Source organism: Pseudomonas sp. HD57-3, assembly GCF_056113135.1.
This window is the reverse complement of sequence record NZ_CM148568.1, coordinates 4864323-4885552: the sequence shown is the minus strand read 5'-3', so window position 1 is coordinate 4885552 and position 21230 is coordinate 4864323. Positions and strand designations below refer to the sequence as shown.

20 protein-coding genes are annotated in these 21230 nt (G+C 62.8%); 13 read left to right on the top strand and 7 right to left on the bottom strand.

Annotated features, from left to right (window positions below; all coding sequences use genetic code 11):
* Positions 1–30: 30 nt before the first annotated feature.
* A complete protein-coding gene (fabF, locus tag AC0R79_RS22055) occupies positions 31–1305 on the top strand; it encodes a beta-ketoacyl-ACP synthase II (protein WP_127799210.1) in 1275 nt (424 codons plus the stop codon).
* Here the strand turns inward: fabF and AC0R79_RS22050 are convergent.
* Positions 1302–1859 (bottom strand): TetR/AcrR family transcriptional regulator, encoded by a 558-nt coding sequence (locus AC0R79_RS22050; RefSeq protein ID WP_127799208.1) that lies wholly within the window; start codon positions 1857–1859, stop codon positions 1302–1304. The two genes, fabF and AC0R79_RS22050, sit on opposite strands and share 4 nt — an antisense overlap.
* A gap of 175 nt (positions 1860–2034) precedes the next feature.
* Between AC0R79_RS22050 and AC0R79_RS22045 the strand changes: the two genes are divergently transcribed.
* Positions 2035–2886: an urea carboxylase-associated family protein gene (locus AC0R79_RS22045; RefSeq protein WP_085607190.1), complete on the top strand. Its 852-nt coding sequence runs from the start codon at positions 2035–2037 to the stop codon at positions 2884–2886.
* A 46-nt stretch (positions 2887–2932) separates the two neighbouring features.
* On the opposite strand, the gene AC0R79_RS22040 is transcribed toward AC0R79_RS22045, so the two are convergent.
* Both AC0R79_RS22040 and eat read right to left on the bottom strand, forming a co-directional pair.
* Complete coding sequence (locus AC0R79_RS22040; RefSeq protein WP_007950938.1) at positions 2933–3100, bottom strand: DUF2897 family protein; 168 nt, start codon at positions 3098–3100, stop codon at positions 2933–2935.
* Positions 3101–3219: 119 nt separating this feature from the next.
* Positions 3220–4584 carry an ethanolamine permease gene (gene eat / locus AC0R79_RS22035; protein WP_127799206.1) on the bottom strand — a complete coding sequence of 455 codons (1365 nt, stop codon included), beginning with the start codon at positions 4582–4584 and terminating at the stop codon, positions 3220–3222.
* A 302-nt stretch (positions 4585–4886) separates the two neighbouring features.
* Between eat and kdpF the strand changes: the two genes are divergently transcribed.
* From kdpF to AC0R79_RS22005, 6 genes are read left to right on the top strand one after another with little or no spacing between them, the layout of a single operon-like run.
* Complete coding sequence (gene kdpF / locus AC0R79_RS22030; protein WP_007950940.1) at positions 4887–4976, top strand: K(+)-transporting ATPase subunit F; 90 nt, start codon at positions 4887–4889, stop codon at positions 4974–4976.
* 8 nt (positions 4977–4984) lie between these two features.
* Complete coding sequence (gene kdpA / locus AC0R79_RS22025; protein ID WP_039770510.1) at positions 4985–6679, top strand: potassium-transporting ATPase subunit KdpA; 1695 nt, start codon at positions 4985–4987, stop codon at positions 6677–6679.
* A gap of 10 nt (positions 6680–6689) precedes the next feature.
* Positions 6690–8747 (top strand): potassium-transporting ATPase subunit KdpB, encoded by a 2058-nt coding sequence (gene kdpB / locus AC0R79_RS22020; protein WP_127799204.1) that lies wholly within the window; start codon positions 6690–6692, stop codon positions 8745–8747.
* Between the two features lie 57 nt (positions 8748–8804).
* Complete coding sequence (gene kdpC, locus AC0R79_RS22015) at positions 8805–9350, top strand: potassium-transporting ATPase subunit KdpC (RefSeq protein WP_474731694.1); 546 nt, start codon at positions 8805–8807, stop codon at positions 9348–9350.
* Between the two features lie 34 nt (positions 9351–9384).
* The gene (locus AC0R79_RS22010) at positions 9385–12036 is read left to right on the top strand and encodes a DUF4118 domain-containing protein (protein ID WP_474731692.1); all 2652 of its coding nucleotides are present in this window, start codon (positions 9385–9387) and stop codon (positions 12034–12036) included.
* Between the two features lie 48 nt (positions 12037–12084).
* The gene (locus AC0R79_RS22005; protein ID WP_039770498.1) at positions 12085–12783 is read left to right on the top strand and encodes a response regulator; all 699 of its coding nucleotides are present in this window, start codon (positions 12085–12087) and stop codon (positions 12781–12783) included.
* On the opposite strand, the gene AC0R79_RS22000 is transcribed toward AC0R79_RS22005, so the two are convergent.
* Entirely contained in the window at positions 12780–13817 is a 1038-nt protein-coding gene (locus tag AC0R79_RS22000; RefSeq protein ID WP_085607182.1) for a patatin-like phospholipase family protein, read from the bottom strand. The genes AC0R79_RS22005 and AC0R79_RS22000 overlap by 4 nt on opposite strands.
* A gap of 216 nt (positions 13818–14033) precedes the next feature.
* Between AC0R79_RS22000 and AC0R79_RS21995 the strand changes: the two genes are divergently transcribed.
* From AC0R79_RS21995 to AC0R79_RS21985, 3 genes are all read left to right on the top strand, one after another.
* Entirely contained in the window at positions 14034–14312 is a 279-nt protein-coding gene (locus tag AC0R79_RS21995; protein ID WP_007950948.1) for a hypothetical protein, read from the top strand.
* 77 nt (positions 14313–14389) lie between these two features.
* Positions 14390–15157 carry a CHAD domain-containing protein gene (locus AC0R79_RS21990; RefSeq protein WP_474731689.1) on the top strand — a complete coding sequence of 256 codons (768 nt, stop codon included), beginning with the start codon at positions 14390–14392 and terminating at the stop codon, positions 15155–15157.
* 121 nt (positions 15158–15278) lie between these two features.
* Positions 15279–16073, top strand: coding sequence for an acyl-CoA thioesterase (locus AC0R79_RS21985; RefSeq protein ID WP_474731688.1), 795 nt, complete (start codon positions 15279–15281; stop codon positions 16071–16073).
* A gap of 1 nt (position 16074) precedes the next feature.
* On the opposite strand, the gene AC0R79_RS21980 is transcribed toward AC0R79_RS21985, so the two are convergent.
* The 3 genes from AC0R79_RS21980 to AC0R79_RS21970 form a co-directional block, all read right to left on the bottom strand.
* A complete protein-coding gene (locus tag AC0R79_RS21980) occupies positions 16075–16440 on the bottom strand; it encodes an Mpo1-like protein (RefSeq protein ID WP_039770492.1) in 366 nt (121 codons plus the stop codon).
* Between the two features lie 120 nt (positions 16441–16560).
* Positions 16561–18042, bottom strand: a complete 1482-nt coding sequence (locus AC0R79_RS21975) for a methyl-accepting chemotaxis protein (protein WP_127799194.1) — start codon at positions 18040–18042, stop codon at positions 16561–16563.
* A 109-nt stretch (positions 18043–18151) separates the two neighbouring features.
* On the bottom strand, positions 18152–18958 hold the full coding sequence (locus AC0R79_RS21970) for a TatD family hydrolase (protein WP_127799192.1): 807 nt from the start codon (positions 18956–18958) through the stop codon (positions 18152–18154).
* Positions 18959–19194: 236 nt separating this feature from the next.
* On the opposite strand from AC0R79_RS21970, the gene AC0R79_RS21965 reads away from it, so the two are divergent.
* Both AC0R79_RS21965 and AC0R79_RS21960 read left to right on the top strand, forming a co-directional pair.
* Entirely contained in the window at positions 19195–20616 is a 1422-nt protein-coding gene (locus tag AC0R79_RS21965; RefSeq protein ID WP_127799190.1) for an MltF family protein, read from the top strand.
* A 107-nt stretch (positions 20617–20723) separates the two neighbouring features.
* Positions 20724–21158 carry a DoxX family protein gene (locus AC0R79_RS21960; RefSeq protein ID WP_007950955.1) on the top strand — a complete coding sequence of 145 codons (435 nt, stop codon included), beginning with the start codon at positions 20724–20726 and terminating at the stop codon, positions 21156–21158.
* The last annotated feature ends 72 nt before the right edge of the window (positions 21159–21230 follow it).

The following is a 21230-nucleotide window of genomic DNA, read 5'->3' as shown; positions in this document are numbered from 1 at the left end:
GTCTTTTGAGTCACGAGAGGTCAACCCGATATGGATCAGCGTCGAGTAGTTGTCACGGGTATGGGCCTGGTATCGCCCTTGGGAAGCGGTGTCGAAGTCGTCTGGCAGCGCCTGTTGGCCGGGCGTTCGGGATTGCGGAACCTGCCGGACGCGGTGATTGCCGATCTGCCGACCCGGGTCGGTGGCGTGGTGCCAACGATCGAGGAGGACGCCGAAGCGGGTTTCGATCCGGATCGCGCCACACCGCCCAAAGAACAGAAGAAAATGGACCGTTTCATTCTGTTCGCGATGGAAGCTGCGCGGCAGGCGCTCGAACAGGCCGGCTGGCACCCGACCGAATCCCACGCTCAGGAGCGCACCGCGACCATCATCGGCTCCGGTGTCGGCGGGTTCGGTGCGATCGCCGATGCGGTGCGCACCACCGACAGCCGTGGCCCGCGACGCTTGTCGCCGTTCACCATTCCCTCGTTTCTGGTCAACCTGGCGGCGGGGCATGTTTCGATCCAGCACGGTCTCAAGGGTCCGCTTGGTGCGCCGGTCACCGCGTGTGCCGCCGGCGTGCAGGCGATCGGTGACGCCGCTCGATTGATTCGTGCCGGTGAGGCCGACATCGCGGTGTGCGGCGGTGCCGAGGCATCAATCGATCGAGTAAGCCTCGCCGGCTTTGCGGCGGCGCGGGCCTTGTCCAGCGGCTACAACGACACGCCTGAACGCGCCTCGCGTCCGTTCGACAGCGGCAGGGACGGTTTCGTGATGGGCGAGGGTGCCGGGCTGCTGGTGATCGAGTCGCTGGAGCATGCGCTGGCGCGTGGCGCGCAGCCGTTGGTCGAACTGGTCGGCTACGGCACCAGCGCTGACGCCTATCACCTGACCGCCGGGCCGGAGGACGGCAGTGGTGCTCGGCGGGCGATGACTCTGGCGCTGGTCCAGGCCGGCATCACGCCGGATCAGGTGCAGCATCTGAACGCCCATGCGACTTCGACGCCGGTGGGCGACCTCGGTGAGTTGGCTGCAATCAAGTCGGTGTTTGGTGCGCAAAACGCAATCGCCGTCACCTCGACCAAATCCGCGACGGGGCATCTGCTCGGCGCGGCGGGAGGTCTGGAAGCAATCTTCACGCTGTTGGCGATCCGCGATCAGATCGTTCCGCCTACCCTCAACCTGGAGAATCCCGATCCGGCCAGCGAAGGCGTGGACATCGTCCACGGTCAGGCGCGTTCGATGCCGATCGAGTATGCGCTGTCCAACGGGTTCGGCTTCGGCGGGGTCAATGCCAGCGTGCTGTTCAAGCGCTGGCAGGCTTAGTCTTCCGAGCGTTTGAGATGTTCGCGGGTGACGTCGAGGATCTGCTGCGCAAATTCAGGATCCGCGACACTGCGTGACAGCAGGAGCGCCCCGGCCAGTGTCGCCATGATGACGATGCTGCGTTCGGCGGCGTTCTCTCCTTCAAGGGTGCCTTCGATCTGATCCAGGCGCGCCTTGAGTACTTCGTCGCTGGTCGGGCTCGGCTGGCCGCGCAACCCCAGCTCCGATGAAATGGTCAGCAGCGGGCAGCCTTCATGCGGCGTGGTCTGGTGCCACTCGGACAGATAAGTGTCGATGAAGGCTTCCAGCGGTTTTTCTTGAGCGAAGAGTTCGGCACAGAGCCCCGCAACCTGATCACCGGCTGCCTGCAGAGCTTTCTCCACCAGGTCGTCTTTCGATTTGAAATGCGAATAAAAGCCGCCATGGGTCAGGCCCAGCGCCTTCATCAATGGTTGCAGACCGGTCGCACCAATGCCGTCCTTGCGAAACCGCTCGGACGCTTCCTTGATGATGCGCTGATGGGTCTGGGCTTTATGATCCTGCGAGTAACGCATTTAAACTCTCCGCAACAAGATCGCCATCTTAACCAATGCAAATTGAATGGTGACTGTACTTCTACTTCTAAAAAAACGGCCGGTGACTCCGACATGTTCGTAACAGCCATCCTCGGTTGGCACGGATAGTGGTTGCGGCTTGCAAAGTTGCCATCACTTGAGGAGCAGGAGAATCATGTACAAAGACTACCCGGCCGCCTATCAGGTCAGCAAAGGCTCGGCGTTACAGGTCAATACACCTTTCTACGAACGGATTCGCGACCGCAAGGACGGGCGCACGCTGATCGAACAATTCGAAGTGCCGATCCGCACCGGGCGTGCCTGGCACGTGCCGGCCGGGCATGTGTTTCGTGTCACCACACCGGTCGGGCCCCAGGTGGGCGATTTCAATGTGTGGAACGCACACGATCCACGTGAACGGATGTGGGCGGCGCGCACCCGGCAGCTGCAGGGCGCGCATGTCAGCACTCATGACCGGTTGTGGTCGAACCTGCCTTTTCTGCGACCTCTGGTGACCATCACCGATGACAGCCTGGCCGACTATGGCATCGACGAGCACGGTGGGCGTCTGCACGATTTGCTCGGCACGCGTTGCGATCCCTATGTGAACAAAATGCTCACCGGCGAGGATTTCCATCATCACTGCCATTCCAACCTGACCCGCGCCGTGTTGCCCCATGGCCTCACCGAGTTCGATGTGCATGACGTGCTGAACATCTTCCAGTGCACCGGCCTGAATCACGATGACCTGTATTTCATGAAGGCCTGCCCGGCACAGAAGGGCGATTATCTGGAGTTCTTCGCCGAAATCGACTTGCTGTGCGCGTTGTCGACCTGTCCGGGTGGTGACTTGTCTTTGGCGATGTGGGGGCCGGACGCACAGGATCCGCTGACCGTGTGCCGCCCGCTCGGTGTGGAAATCTATCGTCTGGATGATGCGCTGCTCGAAGGCTGGAGCCAGCCGGAACGTGCGGCGTACAAAGGCCTGCATGGCTTGCACATCGCCAAGGCCGAGTGGGAAAAGTAATCGCCACAAAAAAACAAACCCCGCCGATTCAGGCGGGGTTTTTCGTTCAGCGGTCCTGCGCGTCCTTGATGTCCGCTTCGGCATTGCGTTCAGCGACGCGCTTGCGTTGTTCATCGGTCAGTTCGACCTTGTTGGCGGTGTCACGCAACATCATCAGACCGCCGACGATCGAGCCGATTGCAACGACCAGAATCAACCAGGCATACCAGGGCATAACGGCTCTCCTTAAAGGCAGGTCGACGGGCGAGGGTTTCGCCGTGCAACGCTGCATACCACTTTGAGCGAAGTGCATTCGCAGTGGTTCCATTCTAGGCCGGTTATGCCCGTCGCGGTTTACAGGCCGGTGAGCATCGCGTCTGCCGGGGCGTTGGCGCGCAATTGGCCGGTCAACAGGAAGTAGCCGAAACCGACCGCCATGAAGCCGAGAAAGATCAGCCCGATCAGCGCATTGAACCAGGCCATCGCCACCAGGCACACCACGGCCAGCACCAGTGCGATCAATGGAATCAGCGGATAGCACGGCGCGCGGAAGGTGCGCTCCAGATTGGGTTCGGATTTACGCAGTTTGAACAGGCTGAGCATGCTCATGATGTACATCACGATCGCCCCGAAAACGGCCATGGTGATCATCGCGGCAGTGAGGGTCATGCCGCCGAGGTTGATCAGGCCGTCACTGTAGATCGCCGCGATACCGATCACGCCGCCGGCGATGATGGCGCGGTGCGGGGTTTGAAAGCGCGACAGCTTCGCCAGCGTGGCGGGCAGATAACCGGCGCGGGCGAGGGCGAAGAACTGCCGCGAGTAGCCGAGAATGATCCCGTGGAAACTCGCCACCAGCCCGAACAGGCCGATCCACACCAGCATGTGCAGCCAGCCGGAATTGTCGCCGACCACGGTTTTCATCGCCTGTGGCAGCGGGTCGTTGATGTTCGACAGGGTGCGCCAGTCGCCGACGCCACCGGCGAAGAACATCACGCCCATCGCCAGCAACACCAAAGTCAGAATGCCGCTGATGTAGGCCTTGGGAATCGTGCGTTTCGGGTCCTTGGCTTCTTCGGCGGCCATGGCCGCGCCTTCGATGGCGAGGAAAAACCAGATCGCAAACGGAATCGCCGCGAACATCCCGGCAATCGCCGGAGCGCCGAAGATGTCCGAGCCGGCCCAGCCGTTGAGGGCAAAGTTGCTGAAGCTGAAGGCCGGTGCGACCACGCCCATGAACACCAACAGCTCGGCGACGGCCAGGACGCAGACGATCAACTCGAAGGTCGCGGCCAGTTTCACACCGAGAATGTTCAGCCCCATGAACACGATGTACGCGCCGACCGCCGCGTGTTTCGGATCGAGGGCCGGAAACTGCACGTTCAGGTACGCACCAATCGCCAAGGCAATCGCCGGCGGGGCGAAGACGAATTCGATCAGCGTTGCCAGTCCGGCGATCAATCCGCCTTTTTCACCGAAGGCGCGGCGACTGTAGGCAAACGGCCCTCCCGCGTGGGGGATCGCCGTGGTCAGTTCGGTGAAGCTGAAAATGAAACAGGTGTACATGGTCGCGACCATGAACGAGGTCACCAGAAAGCCCAGTGTTCCCGCGACGCCCCAGCCATAACTCCAGCCGAAATACTCCCCGGAAATCACCAGCCCCACCGCGATGCCCCACAGGTGCAACGTGCCCAGCGTGGGTTTGAGTTGTGTGTTCATGCGTTTGCTCCCTGAACGGTTTGGAAAGCTCGGGGAAGGGCGTGTGCAGTGGGCGTGCCATTTTGTATTGGCGGGTCGTAATGGGCTGAAAGCTGTCGTATCGGGGATGTTCGCGGCTTGATGGCTTCTTTTTTGTGCGCCAGTCAGGTGCGCCGCCAGCCGGATGCCGTCGTAAAGAAGGCATAAACCCACTCTTTACGCTTTCTTTATGCCCCGCGCGCACCCTCGCTCTCGTTCCTTTACAGCCTCCTTTCCGACAATGCCTCCACACGCGGCAATACGCCGTAACACGGAGATCTTCCATGAGCGTTCTGGACGGGGTGTCACTGCTGCTGGCAGTGGGGCTGTTCATTTATCTGTTGGTTGCGCTGTTGCGCGCGGATCGGACTTAGGAGCGGCTATGCACAGTTATGACTATTGGCTGATCCTCGCATTCTTCGCGGTGGTCTTGCTGCCGGCGCCGTTCCTCGGGCGCTTCTATTACAAGGTGATGGAGGGTCAGCGCACCTGGCTGACGCCGATTCTCGGCCCGGTCGAGCGCGGCTGTTACCGCATCGCCGGGGTTAATCCGCAGGATGAACAGAGCTGGCAGAAATACACGCTGGCGCTGCTGGCGTTCAACCTCGCCGGTTTCCTGCTGCTGTTCGCGATCCTGCTGTTCCAGGATCACCTGCCGCTGAACCCGCAAAACCTGCCGGGTCAGGAGTGGACACTCGCGTTCAACACCGCCGTCAGCTTCATGACCAACACCAACTGGCAGGCCTACAGCGGCGAAGCGTCGCTCAGCTACCTGAGCCAGATGGTCGGCCTCACCGTGCAGAACTTCGTCAGCGCCGCCACCGGCCTCGCCGTGCTGGTAGCGTTGTGCCGTGGCATCGGGCGCAAATCCACCAAGACTCTCGGTAACTTCTGGGTCGACATGACCCGCGCCACCCTCTACGGCCTGCTGCCGCTGTGCCTGCTGCTGGCGCTGTACCTGGTGTGGCAGGGCGTGCCGCAGACCTTCGCGCAATACGTGAATGCTGTGACGATGCAGGGCGTTGACCAAGTCATCCCGCTCGGCCCGGCCGCCAGCCAGATTGCGATCAAGCAACTGGGCACCAACGGCGGTGGTTTTTTCGGCGTCAACTCGGCGCATCCGTTCGAGAACCCGACCGCGTGGAGCAACCTGTTCGAAGTCGCCTCGATCATCCTGATCCCGGTGGCGCTGGTTTTCACCTTCGGCCACTACGTGAAGGATCTGCGTCAGAGCCGCGCCATCATCGGCTGCATGCTCGCGCTGTTCATCATCGGCGGCGCCACTTCGCTGTGGGCCGAGTATCAACCTAACCCTGCCTTGAACAATGTCGCAGTCGAGCAGACCGCGCCGCTGGAAGGCAAGGAAGCGCGCTTCGGCACCACCGCCACTGTGCTCTGGTCGGTGACCACCACGGCGGCGTCGAACGGTTCGGTCAACGGCATGCATGACAGCCTCAACCCGCTCAGCGGCATGGTCGCGCTGGTCAACATGATGGTCGGCGAAGTGATCTTCGGCGGCGTCGGCGCGGGGCTCTACGGCATGTTGCTGAACGTGCTGATCGCGGTGTTCCTCGCCGGCCTGATGATCGGTCGCACCCCGGAATACCTCGGCAAGAAACTCCAGGCCCGTGAAGTGCAATTGCTGGTCGTCACCCTGCTGGTGATGCCGGTCGGCGTGCTGGTGCTCGGCGCGATTGCCGCGAGCCTGCCCGGCCCGGTGGCGGCGGTGAGCAACCCCGGCCCGCACGGTTTCAGCCAACTGCTCTACGCCTACACCTCGGCCAGTGCCAACAACGGTTCGGCGTTCGGCGGCTTCGGCGCCAACACCGCGTTCCACAACCTGATGCTCGGCCTGGGCATGTTGATCGGCCGCTTCGGTTACATCCTCCCGGTACTGGCCCTGGCCGGCAGCCTGGCGATGAAGAAAACCGCACCGATTGGCCAGAACAGCTTCCCGACCCACGGTCCGCTGTTCGTGACCCTGTTGACCGTGACCATTTTGCTGGTGGGCGGCCTGACCTTCTTGCCGACCCTTGCATTGGGCCCTATCGCTGAACACCTGAGCATGGGCTTCTAAGGAGCTGATGATGAATATGCCCGCAATCAAACCCGCCGCCGTCAAGGCGCCGGAACAAGCGAAAACCGCGATCAGCGCCCTGTGGCGTCCGGCGCTGGTGCAAGCGTTCGTCAAGCTCGATCCGCGACAGTTGCAGCGCTCGCCGGTGATGCTGGTGGTCGAACTGACGGCGATCCTGACCACCGTGCTGTGCTTCATTCCCGACAGCAGCGTGCCGACTTTCGTTGCCGCGCAAATCGCGTTGTGGCTGTGGTTCACCGTGCTGTTCGCCAACTTCGCCGAAGCGCTCGCCGAAGGTCGCGGCAAGGCCCGCGCCGACAGCCTCAAGGCCGGCAGTGAAGGCCTCAGCGCCCGCCGCAAACTGGCCAACGGCAGCTTCCAGGTCGTGCCGGCCACCAGCCTGCGCAAGGGTGATGTGGTGCGCGTCGAAGCGGGGGAAATGATCCCCGGTGACGGCGAGGTCATCGAAGGCATCGCGGCGGTCAACGAAGCGGCGATCACCGGTGAATCGGCGCCGGTGATCCGCGAGTCCGGTGGCGACCGTTCCGCTGTCACCGGCAACACTCGACTGGTGTCCGACTGGTTGCTGGTGAAGATCACCGCTAACCCTGGTGAATCGACTCTGGATCGGATGATCGCGCTGGTCGAAGGTGCCAAACGCCAGAAGACCCCGAACGAAGTCGCGCTGGATATCCTGCTGATCGGCCTGACCCTGATCTTCCTGCTGGTGGTCGTGACCCTGCAGCCGTTCGCCCACTTCGCCAACGGCAGCCTGCCGCTGGTGTTCCTGGTGGCGTTATTGGTCACGCTGATTCCGACCACCATCGGCGGTCTGCTGTCGGCGATCGGTATTGCCGGGATGGATCGCCTGGTGCGTCTGAACGTGATCGCCAAGTCCGGTCGTGCAGTGGAAGCGGCGGGTGACGTGCACGTGTTGCTGCTGGACAAGACCGGCACCATCACTTTCGGCAACCGTCGTTGCAGCGCGGTATATGCCGCGCCGGGCGTGAATGCCCGTGAGCTGGCCGAAGGCGCGCTGTTCGCTTCGCTGGCTGATGAAACTGCCGAAGGCAAGTCCATCGTCGAGTACCTGCGTGGCACCAATCCACAGCCGGAACCGGCGCCGGAAACCCTGACTGCCGTACCGTTCAGTGCCGAAACCCGCTTGTCCGGTGTCGACTATCAGGGCCGTGTATTCCGCAAGGGCGCGGTGGATTCGCTGCTGGCCTTCCTCGGTCAGCAACGCAAGGATCTGGCCCCGGCGCTGTCCCGGGAAATCGACAAGATCGCTCAGAGCGGCGGCACCCCGTTGCTGGTTTGCGCCGACGGCAAACTGCTCGGTGCGATCCACCTCAAAGACGTGGTCAAGCCGGGCATCCGCGAGCGTTTCGCCGAGCTGCGCAAGCTGGGGATTCGCACGGTGATGGTTACCGGTGACAACCCGCTGACCGCTGCCGCGATCGCCGCTGAAGCAGGCGTCGACGACGTGCTGGCCGAAGCGACACCGGAGAAAAAACTGGCGCGCATCCGTCACGAGCAGAACGACGGTCGTCTGGTAGCCATGTGCGGCGACGGCGCCAACGATGCCCCGGCGCTGGCCCAGGCTGACGTCGGCATGGCGATGAACGACGGCACACAAGCCGCGCGTGAAGCGGCCAACATGGTCGACCTCGACAGCGACCCGACCAAACTGCTGGACGTGGTGCAGATCGGCAAGGAATTGCTGGTGACTCGCGGCGCGCTGACGACCTTTTCCATCGCCAACGACGTGGCCAAGTACTTCGCGATCCTGCCGGCGTTGTTCGCGGCGATCTACCCGCAACTGGGCGTGCTGAACATCATGCATTTGAGCAGCCCGCAGAGCGCGATCCTGTCGGCCATCGTGTTCAACGCTTTGATTATCGTGGTGCTGATTCCGCTGGCCCTGCGTGGCGTGCGCGTGCAGGCGGCGAGTGCGGCGGCGCTGCTGCGTCGCAATCTGCTGATCTATGGCCTGGGCGGGATTCTGGTGCCGTTCGTGGGGATCAAGGCGATCGACATGCTGTTGACGGCGTTGCATCTGGTTTGAACCTGAACAGCGGTGTGCCGGGCACACCGCTTCAAGCACGAATTCGAGGATTTTGAAATGTCCACAATGTTACGTCCGGCCCTGAGCCTGCTGGTGCTGATGACCCTGGTCACCGGCGTTGCCTATCCGCTGGTAGTTACGGGCGTCGCGCAAGTCGCCTTCCCCGAGCAGGCCAACGGCAGCCTGGTGCGGGATGCCGAAGGCAAGGTGCGCGGCTCGTCGCTGATCGCTCAGGATTTTGTCGGCGATGCCTGGTTCCATCCACGTCCATCAGCCGGTGCCTTTGCAACCGTGTCGAGCAGTGCGAGCAACCTGTCGCCAAGCAATCCGGCGCTGGCCACTCGGGTAATCGATGACGCCAACAAGTTGCAGGTGCCCGGTCAGGGCCCGGTGCCGTTGGCGATGCTGACCACCTCCGGCAGCGGTCTCGATCCGCACTTGCCACCGGCCGCGATTGCCTATCAACTGGCGCGTGTCGCGGCAGCGCGCAATTTGCCGGTGGCGACTCTGCAGCAACTGCTCGACACGCACATCGAACAGCCGCTGGTAGGCCCGCCAGTGGTGAATGTGCTGGCGCTGAACATGGCGCTGGAAAAGTTGTGAATCGCGATCACATCAGGAAGAGAGAGCTTCAAGCATGAGTGACTCCGGCCGCGCCGACGCGCTGTTAGCAGACTTGCCCCGCGATGGACGCGGCCGGCTCAAGGTTTTCCTCGGCGCAGCGCCGGGCGTGGGCAAGACCTACGCGATGTTGCAGGCGGCCCACAGCCAGTTGCGCCAGGGTGTGAAAGTCATCGCCGGGGTGGTCGAAACCCACGGCCGCGCCGAAACCGAAGCGCTGCTTGGCGGCCTGCCGCAACTGCCGCTGGTGCGCTCGGAATATCGTGGCGTGACGCTCGAAGAAATGGACCTCGACGGCCTGCTCGCCGCCAAGCCGAAGCTTGTGCTGGTCGACGAACTCGCCCACAGCAACGCCCCCGGCAGTCGCCACGCCAAACGCTGGCAGGACATTCAGGAACTGCTTGCCGCCGGCATCGACGTGTACACCACGGTCAACGTCCAGCACCTGGAAAGTCTCAACGATCAGGTGCGTGGCATCACCGGTGTGCAGGTACGCGAAACCCTGCCGGACTGGGTGTTGCAGGAAGCCTACGAACTGCTGCTGATCGACCTGCCGCCCCGCGAACTGCTCGAGCGTCTGCGCGAAGGCAAGGTCTATGTGCCGGAGCAGGCGCGCGCCGCGATTGATGCGTTTTTCACCCAGACCAACCTCACCGCGCTGCGCGAACTGGCAATGCAGACCGCTGCCGCGCAGGTCGATAACGATCTCGCTCAGGGCTATCGCCAACTCGGCCAGGCCGCGCCGGCGGTGCGCGGTCGTTTGCTAGTCGGGGTCGATGGCGATGCCCAGGCTGAACGGCTGGTGCGTCACGCCAGTCGGGTTGCCCAGCGTCGGCATTTGCCGTGGAGTCTGGTGCACGTCGACAACGGCAGAGTGCGTGACGAGCAATCGCGTCTGCGCCTGCAAAGCGCCCAGCAACTGGCCGAACGCCTCGGTGGCGAAGTGGTGTTGCTGCGGGCCGGCGAAGTGGCGAAAACCCTGATCCAGCATGCCGCTGAACGTCGGGCGAGTCTGGTGCTGGTCGGCCAGTCGCGACCACGTCTGCGCAGGCGTCTGTTCGGTGGTGGGCTGGCGGCGCGTTTGCTGCGTCAGGCCCATGGTCTGGAAATCAACGTGCTGGACAGTGATCAGGAACAGCATCAGCCGCGCCCACGTGTAGCGCCGACGCTGGTGTGGTTCGACTATGCGTTGGCGCTGGTCGCCACGCTGTTGGCCAGTGCGCTGGCCTGGGCGGTGTCCAGTGTGCTGCCGTTGCCGAACATCTCGCTGGTGTTCCTTGCGGCGGTGTTGCTGGTGGCGGTGCGCAGCAGTCTCGGCCCGGCGCTGGCCTGTGCGGCGTTGTCGTTTCTGACCTATGACTTTCTGTTCATTCCGCCGAATTTCTCCTTCAGCATCCAGCGCGAAGAAGACGTGCTGACCTTGCTGTTCTTCCTGCTGATGGCGGCGCTCACCGGCAATCTCGCGGCGCGTCAGCGGCGGCAATTGCAGGCACTGCGCGATACCCAGGAAGAAACCACCGAACTGCTCGACCTGTCGCGCAAACTCACTGCCGCCACCGACCGCCAGGCCGTGGTCAGCGCCGCTGCGCAGCACCTCAATGGCTGGAGCGATTTGCAACTGTGCCTGCTCAATCGTGACGGGCAGGGCGGCTGGAAAGTCGAAACCGGCGGGCCGCTGCAATTCACTGAATCCGAACGCGCCGCCGCCGACTGGGCCTGGCAACACGATCAGCCGGCGGGCATGGGCACCGGCACGTTGCCGTTCGGCCGCTGGTGGTGGTGGCCGCTGTCGGTGGAGGACGGGCCGCTGGCGTTGCTCGGTGTGTGCGCCAAAGAGGGCCAGACCCTGAGCGGCCAGCGCCGTCGCTTGCTGACCGCGTTGAGCCAGCCTTTGGCTCAAGCATTGGCCCGTGCGCAACTGGCCGATGACCTGGAAGCCGCGCGCCTGCACGGCGAAACCGAACAACTGCGCAGCGCCTTGCTGGCCTCGGTGTCCCACGATCTGCGCACGCCGCTAACCTCGATGCGCGGCAGCATCGACAGCCTGCTGGCCCTCGGCGAAGCGATCCCGCTGGAGGATCGCCGCGAGTTGCTCGAAGGCACCCGCGATGAAGCCGAACGTCTCGACCGCTACATCCAGAACCTGCTGGACATGACCCGTCTCGGCCACGGCGCCCTGAAGCTGGCGCGGGACTGGGTGTCGCCAGCGGACATCGTCGGCAGTGCGCTCAATCGTCTGCGGGCGGTGTTGTCGTCATTGCAGGTCGCGACCGATGTGCCAGCCGAATTGCCACTGTTGTTCGTGCATGCGGCGCTGATCGAGCAGGCGCTGGTCAACGTGCTGGAAAACGCCGCCCGATTCTCGCCGTCCCACGGGCGTCTGCAATTGCGCGCCGGGGCGGATGACAGCGAAGTGTTTTTCTCGGTCAGCGATGAAGGGCCGGGGATTCCGGTCGATGAGCGGGCGAAGATTTTCGACATGTTCTACACCGCCGCCCGAGGTGACCGGGGCGGGCAGGGCACGGGGCTGGGGCTGGCGATCTGTCAGGGCATGGTCGGCGCCCATGGCGGGCGGATCAGTGTCGGCGACGGCATCGACGGACGCGGCACCTGCATCACCCTGCACCTGCCGTTGCAGACGCAACCGGGGATGGACGGTGAAGCCTGATCCGCGCTGCGCTACTCTCTTGCCACTCTATTGTGTTGATGTGAATTCATGAGCCAGACCGCGACCATTTTGGTCATCGATGACGAACCGCAGATCCGCAAGTTCCTGCGCATCAGCCTCGCTTCCCAGGGCTACAAAGTGCTGGAGGCCGGCACCGGCGCCGAGGGCCTGGCCCAGGCGGCGCTGAACAAGCCGGATCTGCTGGTGCTCGACCTCGGCCTGCCGGACATGGACGGCCAGCAAGTGCTGCGCGAGTTTCGCGAGTGGGCCACGGCGCCGGTGCTGGTGCTGTCGGTGCGCGCCAGCGAAGGGCAGAAAGTCCAGGCACTGGATGGCGGCGCCAATGACTACGTCACCAAGCCGTTCGGCATTCAGGAATTTCTCGCTCGGGTCCGCGCATTGCTACGTCAGGCACCTGCCGGGGAAGCGCAGCAGGCCGCGTTGAATTTCGGCCCGCTGACCGTGGACCTGGCGTATCGCCGGGTGTTGCTCGACGGCGTCGAAGTCGCTCTGACCCGCAAGGAGTACGCGGTGCTGGCGCAACTGGCGCGGCATCCGGGGCGGGTGATCACCCAGCAGCAATTGCTCAAGGACATCTGGGGTCCGACCCACACCGAGGACAGTCACTACCTGCGGATCGTGGTCGGGCATCTGCGGCAGAAGCTGGCAGACGATCCGACCCGGCCACGCTTTATCGTGACCGAGGCGGGTGTCGGTTATCGGTTGTTGAGCGAGAGCAGTCTTTAGTTCTGCTCGCTCTCGTAGCGATCCAGCGTATCCCGGGCGATCTCGCGACCCAGCGCGATCAGTTCCGGCGCCTTGTAGAACTCGAAGAACCGGCACACCCGCTTCGGCACGTTGATCAGGATGTCCGGCGGATACCCGGCGATCTTGTACTGCGCCAGCGAGGTCTGCATCACCTCGAAACTCTGGTTGATCAAGTCCAGCAGTGACGCCGGCCCGACGTTATCGATGATGAACGAACCGGTGGCGGACTTCGGCGCGCCGTCGCGCTCAGGGGCGGCGGCCGGTTGCTGGGTTTCCGGTTCGGCGCCTTCGACCCACGGATTGATGTCCGCCGCTTCGGCGCGCAGCGCTTCCTGTTCCAGCATCAGCAGTTGCTCGGCCTGTTTGCGGCGGAACGGCATCTTCGAGCCCAACGAATTGATCAGGCTGTCGAAGCGCGTGCGGAACGCGGCGGGGCGCTGGATCACCGGCAGTTTGTAATGGCGCTGGTTGGTCGAGTTGAGATTGACCGCGATGATCAGATCGCAGTGGCTCGACACCACCGGCACGATCGGCAACGGGTTGAGAATGCCGCCGTCCACCAGCATCCGGTTGCCTTGCATCACCGGGGTGAACAGGCTGGGAATCGCCGCCGAGGCGCGCATTGCCTGATGCAGGCAACCTTCCTGGAACCAGATTTCCTGTTGATTGGTGAGGTCGGCGGCCACCGCCGTGTAGGGGATGCGCAGGTCTTCGATGTTGATCTCGCCGACGATCTTGCGGATCTGGCCGAAGACTTTTTCGCCGCGGATCGCGCCGAGACGGAAGCTCACGTCCACCAGGCGCAGTACGTCGAGGTAATCCAGGCTTTCGATCCAGTTGCGGTACTCGTCAAGCTTGCCGGCGGCGTAGATTCCGCCGACCACGGCCCCCATTGAACAGCCGGCAATACAACTGATGTCATAGCCCCGTCGTTCAATCTCTTCAATGACCCCGATATGGGCATAGCCCCGGGCGCCACCGGAGCCCAGCACCAGTGCGACACGCTTTTTCATCCGACTTCCTCCCGGCAAGGTTCCACAATGCACCCATCGAGGGCCGGGCGACAATTGCCAGGGTCGCTCGGGCGGCGATGGCGTCGTTTTTTCGATACTTCATGACCTGTCGGCGTTATCTTTTGCAGTGCGGTGCAATTGCGGGACACAAGGCACTTTTTCGCTGCCGCACCGTCTTACCTGCACGACTGTTGACCTATCTTTGAGGTGTGAGTGATGAAAGCCTGGATCTGTGTGCCGTTGATGGCGCTGGCATTGGCCGGTTGCGCCGGCAAGACCGCTTACCGCGACAGCTGCGGCAGCCAGCTCGACGCGGCGTGGCATGAACTGGATCTGGCGAAAGCCGAAGGGTTTGCCGGCACCGTCAGCTATTCCAAGGCGCTGTCGCTGTTGACGGCAGCCAAAACCCAGCAGCAATTCGAAGGGTTCGAAGGCTGCACCAAGAAAGCCGAAAAGGCGCGTTTCTACATTCGCGAATCCCGCGCCGGGCGCTAAGCTGCTGACGTGGCGCAAGGGCAGGTCGCTTGCGCCGGCGCACACTCGCGCAAAGCCATTGAATTCAGGAGCAAGCGATGTCTGCGTTGGTTGATCGGCTGGTGGCCCACGTCCTGAGCCTCGAAGTGCGGCTGCTGGCCTGTCAGGCCCGTATGACCGGGCGCACCGACCCTGAAGCGCTGCACGATCTGCGCACCACCGTGCGGCGGTTGCGCAGTCTGCTACGACCGTTGCGCGGCTTGCCCGGTGTCGAACAACTGGAAAGCGCGGCAGCCAGCGTCGGGCAACTGACCACTCCGTGGCGTGACCGCGAGGTGCTGGCGGCCTGGCTGATCAAACATGACCAGCCGGAAGCCGCGCAGCGCCGAATGGCGCAGATGGCCGAGGCTTACCCGACGCTGGCGGCTAGCGCGGAAGTAGCGTCGCTGCTGATGATCCTCGACGCCTTTCCGCGTTTTCTGCGCGCGTCCCAGCGCCAGGGATTACTCAAGCGTCTGGACAAGCGCATCGAAAAACGTCTGGGCAAACAATGGAAAAACCTCGACGTGGCGCTGCACGATCCGGCCCACGATCGTCATCGCCTGCGCCTGCTGATCAAGCGCGTGCGTTACGGCATCGAGGCTTACCCTGAACTGGATCGTTTGCCGAAAGCCGCATTGCCCCGTTTGAAATCCGCACAAGGCGCCCTCGGTGACTGGCACGATTGCTGGCAATGGCTGGCCCGCGCCGCGCAGGAGCCGGATCTGCAACCCTGCGTCGCCACCTGGCAGGCGACCATGGCCAAGGCCGAAATCAAGGCCGACCGGGTGCTGGAAAAACTCAGCGCGGCCTGCTTCAAGTCCTGAAACCCGCTGGCGCGCAGCAGCGCTGTCTTATCTGTCAGTCTCTTTGACCGGAATGGACGCTGCGCCGCTCTGCCGCGCTGGTTAAGATCCGGTCATTCCCTTTTTCGTGTCCGAGGTTTCCATGCGCTTTTGCGATCTGATCGATGCTGTCCGTCGTCAACCGGAGGTCACGATTCCGGCGGAGTGGGGGCAGGGCCGTGCCAGTTTTGGCGGGTTGGTGGCTGCGCTGCAATTTGAAGTGATGCGCACCAAGGTTCCGACCGATCGGCCGGTGCGTTCGCTAGCGATCACCTTCGTCGGCCCGGTCGAGCCCGAAGTGCCGGTGAGTTTTGAAGTCGAGGTACTGCGCGAAGGCAAAGCGGTCAGCCAGGTGCTGGGGCGTGCGGTGCAGAACGGTCAGGTGGTGACGATGGTGCAAGGCAGCTTCGGGGCTTCGCGGCCTTCGGAAGTGGCGGTTGAAGCCTATCCGGCGCCGGAGATGAAACACTGGGACGATTGCCAGGAACTGCCTTACATCAAAGGCGTAACCCCGGAGTTCATGCGTCATCTGGCGATGCGCTGGAGTGTCGGCGGCATGCCGTTCACCGGCACTCAATCGCGGCTGATGGGCGGCTGGGTGCGCCTGCGTGGGGATGTGAAGGAAGAGCCGGTGAACGAGGCACACCTGCTGGCGCTGGTCGATGCCTGGCCGCCCGCGCTGTTGCCGTACCTGAAGAAACCGGCACCGGGCAGTACGCTGACCTGGACCATCGAATTCGTTCAGCCGTTACGGGATTTGAGTACGCTGGATTTTTGCCAATACCTGGCGGACATCGAGTATGCGGCTGACGGTTACGGCCATGTCGCCGCCAAGCTGTGGAGCGCGAAGGGTGAACTGATTGCCATGAGTCGGCAGACGGTGACGATCTTCGCCTGACTCAATGGCGGCGATGGCGTTCACGCCAGGCGCGATACCAGCCGCCACTGAGGAAGAACCGCGGAAACGTCAGGAACTGCTCGACCAGCAGACGCGAGACGGCGTCCTTGCGATCACTGAACGGCTCGGAGGCTTGCGCCTCCAGGCTGTGGCCGTGACGCTGCAAACCCAGCGCCGCGATGATGCCGATCACGCCGATCGCCACGCTGGCCAGACTCAGGCTGAACACACCCGAGACGATCAACAGAAACGCGACGATGAACAGCGGCACGGCAATCAGGTGCAGCACCAGATTGGTCGGGTGCTGATGGTTGTTCGGGTACGCGCGCCATTGCCACGCGGGAAGGTTGGGGTGACGTTTGCCCATGTTGCTGCTCCTCGATCCATGTTTGGTACATGGTTGAAGAATAGGCCCGGGCAGCCAGGGCGGCGAATCAAGGTTGGCTATTGAAGTGATAGGGACAATGGCCATTCTTGATGTTGCCCCCTAGAGCTTCAACTGACCGATCGCCTTGTTCAGTTCACCGGCCAGCGTCGCCAACTCGTTACTGGTGGTCGCCGAATCAACGGTCTGTTGCACGGTGTTCTCGGTGACATCGCGAATGCTCACCACCGCGCGGTTCATCTCTTCGGCCACCTGACTTTGCTGTTCCGCCGCCACCGCAATCTGTGTGTTGCTTTCGCGCATCTGCGCCACCGCTCCGGTGATTTCCGCCAGCGCTTCGCCGGCCTCTTGCGCCTGCTGCACGCAGTCATCGGCCTTGTACGAACTCTCCTGCATGAAGTCCACCGCGTCGCGGGTGCCGGCCTGCAACGCCGAGACCATGGAGGTGATCTCATCGGTGGAGGTCTGCACGCGTTTGGCGAGGTTGCGCACTTCGTCGGCGACCACCGCGAACCCGCGACCCATTTCCCCGGCACGCGCCGCTTCGATCGCGGCGTTAAGTGCCAACAGATTGGTCTGCTCGGCGATGCTGTGGATCACGCTGACCACGCCGTTGATCTTCTGGCTGTCCTCGGCCAGACGCTGGATCATCTCGGCGGTCTGTTGCACGCCGCTGGACAGCCCGGCAATCGAAGTCTGCACCCGGCTCACCACTTGCTGGCCGCTGCCGGCCAGGCCGTCGGCGGTCTGCGACAGGTCGCGCGTGGCGCCGGCGTGCTGGGCGATGTGGTAGACGGTTGCGGTCATTTCGTTGATCGCCGTGGCGGCCTGATCGGTTTCGCTCTGCTGGCCGAGCATGCCGTGACGCACCTCGTTCATGCTTGATGCCAGCCGCGCGGCGCCGACGTCGAGTTGCCGGGCGGTGTTGGCCACGGTGGTCACCACTCGCTGGTAACCGGCCTGCATCGCATTGAACGCGTTGGCCATCTGACCGACTTCATCCTTGCAGGCCAGCGGCACACGGGCGGCGAGGTCGCCGGTTTTCTCCACGTGCAGCATCACGTCCTTGAGGGTGTTCAGCTGACTGAGCAGAAAGCGGATCAGCAATTGCGAGGCACCGAGCATCGCCAGCATCAGGATGAACACCGCCACCGCGTAGTTGGCGAAGCGTTCGCTGAACACCTGGCTGAGGCTGGGGGCGTAGGCGATCACGGCGACCTGCTGACCATCGGCACGGCTGAAGACCTCGGCGCCGAGCAGCGGGTTTTCACCGAACAACGGCAAGTGACTGATTTCGATCCAGCCGTTGCTGTCGGTGATCTCCAGCAGCGGTTGATCGTTGAGGCGCGGCGCTTCGCCGCGTTTGAAAGTCAGCACTTGATCGGATTTGGGCAGCGCTTGCCCGGCCGGCCAGGCCTTGAGCAGTTGCGCCTGGGCCTGGGCCGAAGTTTGCGCGGCATGACTGCGGGCCTGTTGTTCGAGCTGTACGGCGTACAGCACCAGCAACAAAGTGGTGACAAAGGCGACCGCGTTGACCGCCCAGAATTTGTATTTCAGCGAGATATTGCTAAGCCAGGCACCCATGGAGGTCTTCTCTGATAGCGGAAACAGTTTTGGCAAGGTGCCATTATTGTGCCGCTACGCAGGTGTCCGGATCTTGATGTGCATCAACAAGTGATGCATTGGCCTCGGCTCAGGGCAGGGTAGGTAAACCGTAAAACGCCCGTGCGCACGCGGTGGTGTGGGCGGCCAGGTCTGCTTCGGTTTCGCCTCGATGCAACGCGACTTCACGCAGCACTTCGGTCAGATACGCCGGTTCGTTGCGCCCGTTTTTCGGCTTCGGCCGCAGTGTGCGTGGCAGCAGATACGGCGCATCGCTTTCCAGCATCAGGCGACCGCGTTTGATTTCCTTCACCAGCGGATGCAAATGGGTACCGCGACGCTCGTCGCAGATCCAGCCGGTGATGCCGATGTGCAGATCCAGATCGAGGTAGCTGAACAGGGCTTTTTGCTCGCCGGTAAAGCAATGCACCACGGCGGCGGGCAATCGGTCGCGGAAGTCACGGAGGATTTCCAGCAGGCGCTGGCTCGCATCACGCTCATGCAGGAACACTGGCAATTGCAGTTCGGCAGCCAGCGCCAGATGTTCTTCGAGGACTTTTTCCTGCTGCGGGCGCGGCGAGAAATCGCGGTTGAAGTCCAGCCCGCATTCGCCCACTGCTACCACGTTCGATTCCTGCAACAGACTGCGCAGACGCCGCGCGCTGTCGGCATTCCAGTCGCTGGCGGAATGCGGGTGAATGCCGGCGGTGGCGAACAGTCGTTGGCCGTCCGGATCCAGTTGCTGGCACAGCTCCAGCGCCTGTTCGCTGCCCTCGACGCTGGTGCCGGTCAGCACCAGTTGGCAGACCCCGGCAGCGTAGGCGCGGTCGAGCACGGCCTGGTGTTTGTCGGCGAAACTGGGGTTGGTCAGGTTGACGCCGATATCGATGAGTTGCATGGTGCTACCTCGGGCCGAAGGCCGGAAAGCATATCAGAGCTGTAGATTTATAAGAAAAGCCAAGAACTACAACGGCTTATGGCTGTCTGTTGAGGCCGCGAGGCAGCACGGGTTGGCAGAGTTGCCATCACTGTGCCAGTCTCTCGCACTTTATCAGCGCTCCAGGCGCTCTGTTTTCGTCGGTGTTTCGCGACCGCTCAGCGGTGAAAACGCCCCGTATTCTTTCCGGAGAGTGGATGGTTCGTCCCTCGGTTTTGCTCCTGCTGTGTGGTTCGCTGCTGCTGCCGATGACGGCGGTCGCGCGGCTGCCCGGGCCGCTGCAAGCCGTGCCGGCCGCCAAGGTTCGCGACCTGACCGAAATCCGCAGCAGCCGCGTCTTGCGGGTGCTGGTCAACCAGAGCCGCAACAGCTCCGGCGAAGTCCAGGGCCAGGCGATCGGCATCGAATACCACCGTTTGCGCGCCTTCGAGCAATACCTCAATGGCTACGCCCGCGATGGCCAGGAAATCACCCTCAAGATCATCCCCAAAGCCAAGGATCAACTGCTCGGCGCGTTGCAGCGCGGCGAAGGCGATCTTGTTGCGCCGGGCGAACTGCTCGAGCTGCAACCGGGCCACGCGGTCGCCAGCAGTGAGCCGATCGCCAGCAACGTGCCGCTGGTGCTGGTCGGCATCAAGGGTGAAAAGCGCTACACCAAGGTCGAGCAACTGGCCGGCAAAACCCTGGCGCTGCCCACCGGCAGTGCGGCGGGGGAGGCGGTCAGTCAGCTCAACCAGAAGCTGGCGCTGCACAAGCTGGCGCCGATCAAGATCGAATGGGTTGATCCGACGCTGGCGGTCGAAGATGTGCTGGAGATGGTTCAGGGCGGGATCTTCCACCTGACCATCGTCGAGCAACCGATCGCCGAGCGGTGGGGCAAGATCCTGCCCAAGCTGCGTTTCGACCGTCAGGTGATGATCAGCGAACCGGGCGAGGAATACTGGTTCGTGCGCCGTGATGCCTCGATGTTGCGGGCGAGCATCGACCGCTTCCTGACCGGCTACAAAAAACCGTCGAACGAAGATGCGGCGTTTTTGCGGATCTACCGCCGTCTCTATCAAGTGCACTATCCGTTGGCCAAGGCTGACCGCCAGCGCCTGGAGAAACTGCGCCCGACCCTGCAGAAGCACGCCGAAGCGCAAAACATGGACTGGCTCAACCTGGCGGCGCTGGCCTTCAAGGAGTCGGCGTTGCAGCCCAACGCGCGCAGCGGCAGCGGCCCGACCGGGCTGATGCAGATCACCCCGTCCGCCGCGCAGCGAGTCGGCGTCAACAATATCCAGAATCTCGATGCGAATGTGCAGGCCGGGGCCAAGTACCTGGCGATGATCCGCCGCAAGTTCTTCAACAGCCCCAAGCTCAACGAACGCGAGCGCATGGCGTTCACCCTGGCGGCGTACAACATCGGCCCGGAGCGGGTGCAAGGCATGCGCGCCGAGGCGCGGCGTCGCGGTCTGAACCCCAACCAGTGGTTCTTCCAGGTCGAGCGCATTGCCATGGAGCAGGTGGGAATGGGGGCCGTCAGCTATGTTAATAGCGTGAACAAGTATTACTTGGCGTTCGACCGGGAGCGGGAGTCGTTGGAGCCCCGGGGGCAGAAAGTGGTCTCACGCAAATGATCTAATAAGTTGATTGTTATGGCGGAATTTTTGCGCTTTTAACATGAAATTAACTGATTAATATAGCGGCCAACCAACAAGCACTTCTGACAACAAGGAAACGCAACATGAGCTCTCTGATCAACAAGGTTCTGTTCACCCGCGCCGGCTACGGTCTGACCATTCTGCGCATTGCCGTCGGCGTGATCTTCGCCGCCCACGGCTCGCAGAAGCTCTTCGGCCTGTTCGGTGGCTACGGTCTGGCGGGCACCGCGCAATACATGGAAAGCATCGGCCTGACCCCGGGTTACCTGATGGCCACCCTGGCCGGCGGCACCGAGTTCTTCGCCGGTCTGGCGCTGATCATCGGCCTGCTGGTTCGCCCGGCGGCACTGGGTCTGACCTTCCTGTCGCTGGTGGCGATCTTCACCGTGCACATCAGCAACGGTCTGTTCATGGCCAACAACGGTTACGAGTTCGCTCTGGCCCTGCTCGGCGGCAGCCTCGCGGTGCTGATCGAAGGTGCCGGCAAGCTCTCGGTGGATCGCGCCATCGCCGGTTGAAGGCTCTGGCTCAAGCAAAAGGCCCGCATTGTGCGGGCCTTTTTTGTTACGGCTGATTCTTGACACTGGCCG

Coding starts and splice junctions, on each gene's coding strand:
- eat (WP_127799206.1), bottom strand. CDS start 4,584: ATGAACACACAACTCAAACCCACGCTGGGCACGTTGCACCTGTGGGGC.
- AC0R79_RS21970 (WP_127799192.1), bottom strand. CDS start 18,958: ATGCAACTCATCGATATCGGCGTCAACCTGACCAACCCCAGTTTCGCC.
- kdpB (WP_127799204.1), top strand. CDS start 6,690: ATGAATATGCCCGCAATCAAACCCGCCGCCGTCAAGGCGCCGGAACAA.
- AC0R79_RS22040 (WP_007950938.1), bottom strand. CDS start 3,100: ATGCCCTGGTATGCCTGGTTGATTCTGGTCGTTGCAATCGGCTCGATC.
- AC0R79_RS21975 (WP_127799194.1), bottom strand. CDS start 18,042: ATGGGTGCCTGGCTTAGCAATATCTCGCTGAAATACAAATTCTGGGCG.
- fabF (WP_127799210.1), top strand. CDS start 31: ATGGATCAGCGTCGAGTAGTTGTCACGGGTATGGGCCTGGTATCGCCC.
- kdpF (WP_007950940.1), top strand. CDS start 4,887: ATGAGCGTTCTGGACGGGGTGTCACTGCTGCTGGCAGTGGGGCTGTTC.
- AC0R79_RS21995 (WP_007950948.1), top strand. CDS start 14,034: ATGAAAGCCTGGATCTGTGTGCCGTTGATGGCGCTGGCATTGGCCGGT.
- AC0R79_RS22000 (WP_085607182.1), bottom strand. CDS start 13,817: ATGAAAAAGCGTGTCGCACTGGTGCTGGGCTCCGGTGGCGCCCGGGGC.
- AC0R79_RS22005 (WP_039770498.1), top strand. CDS start 12,085: ATGAGCCAGACCGCGACCATTTTGGTCATCGATGACGAACCGCAGATC.
- AC0R79_RS21985 (WP_474731688.1), top strand. CDS start 15,279: ATGCGCTTTTGCGATCTGATCGATGCTGTCCGTCGTCAACCGGAGGTC.
- kdpA (WP_039770510.1), top strand. CDS start 4,985: ATGCACAGTTATGACTATTGGCTGATCCTCGCATTCTTCGCGGTGGTC.
- kdpC (WP_474731694.1), top strand. CDS start 8,805: ATGTCCACAATGTTACGTCCGGCCCTGAGCCTGCTGGTGCTGATGACC.
- AC0R79_RS22045 (WP_085607190.1), top strand. CDS start 2,035: ATGTACAAAGACTACCCGGCCGCCTATCAGGTCAGCAAAGGCTCGGCG.
- AC0R79_RS21980 (WP_039770492.1), bottom strand. CDS start 16,440: ATGGGCAAACGTCACCCCAACCTTCCCGCGTGGCAATGGCGCGCGTAC.
- AC0R79_RS22050 (WP_127799208.1), bottom strand. CDS start 1,859: ATGCGTTACTCGCAGGATCATAAAGCCCAGACCCATCAGCGCATCATC.
- AC0R79_RS21965 (WP_127799190.1), top strand. CDS start 19,195: ATGGTTCGTCCCTCGGTTTTGCTCCTGCTGTGTGGTTCGCTGCTGCTG.
- AC0R79_RS21960 (WP_007950955.1), top strand. CDS start 20,724: ATGAGCTCTCTGATCAACAAGGTTCTGTTCACCCGCGCCGGCTACGGT.
- AC0R79_RS22010 (WP_474731692.1), top strand. CDS start 9,385: ATGAGTGACTCCGGCCGCGCCGACGCGCTGTTAGCAGACTTGCCCCGC.
- AC0R79_RS21990 (WP_474731689.1), top strand. CDS start 14,390: ATGTCTGCGTTGGTTGATCGGCTGGTGGCCCACGTCCTGAGCCTCGAA.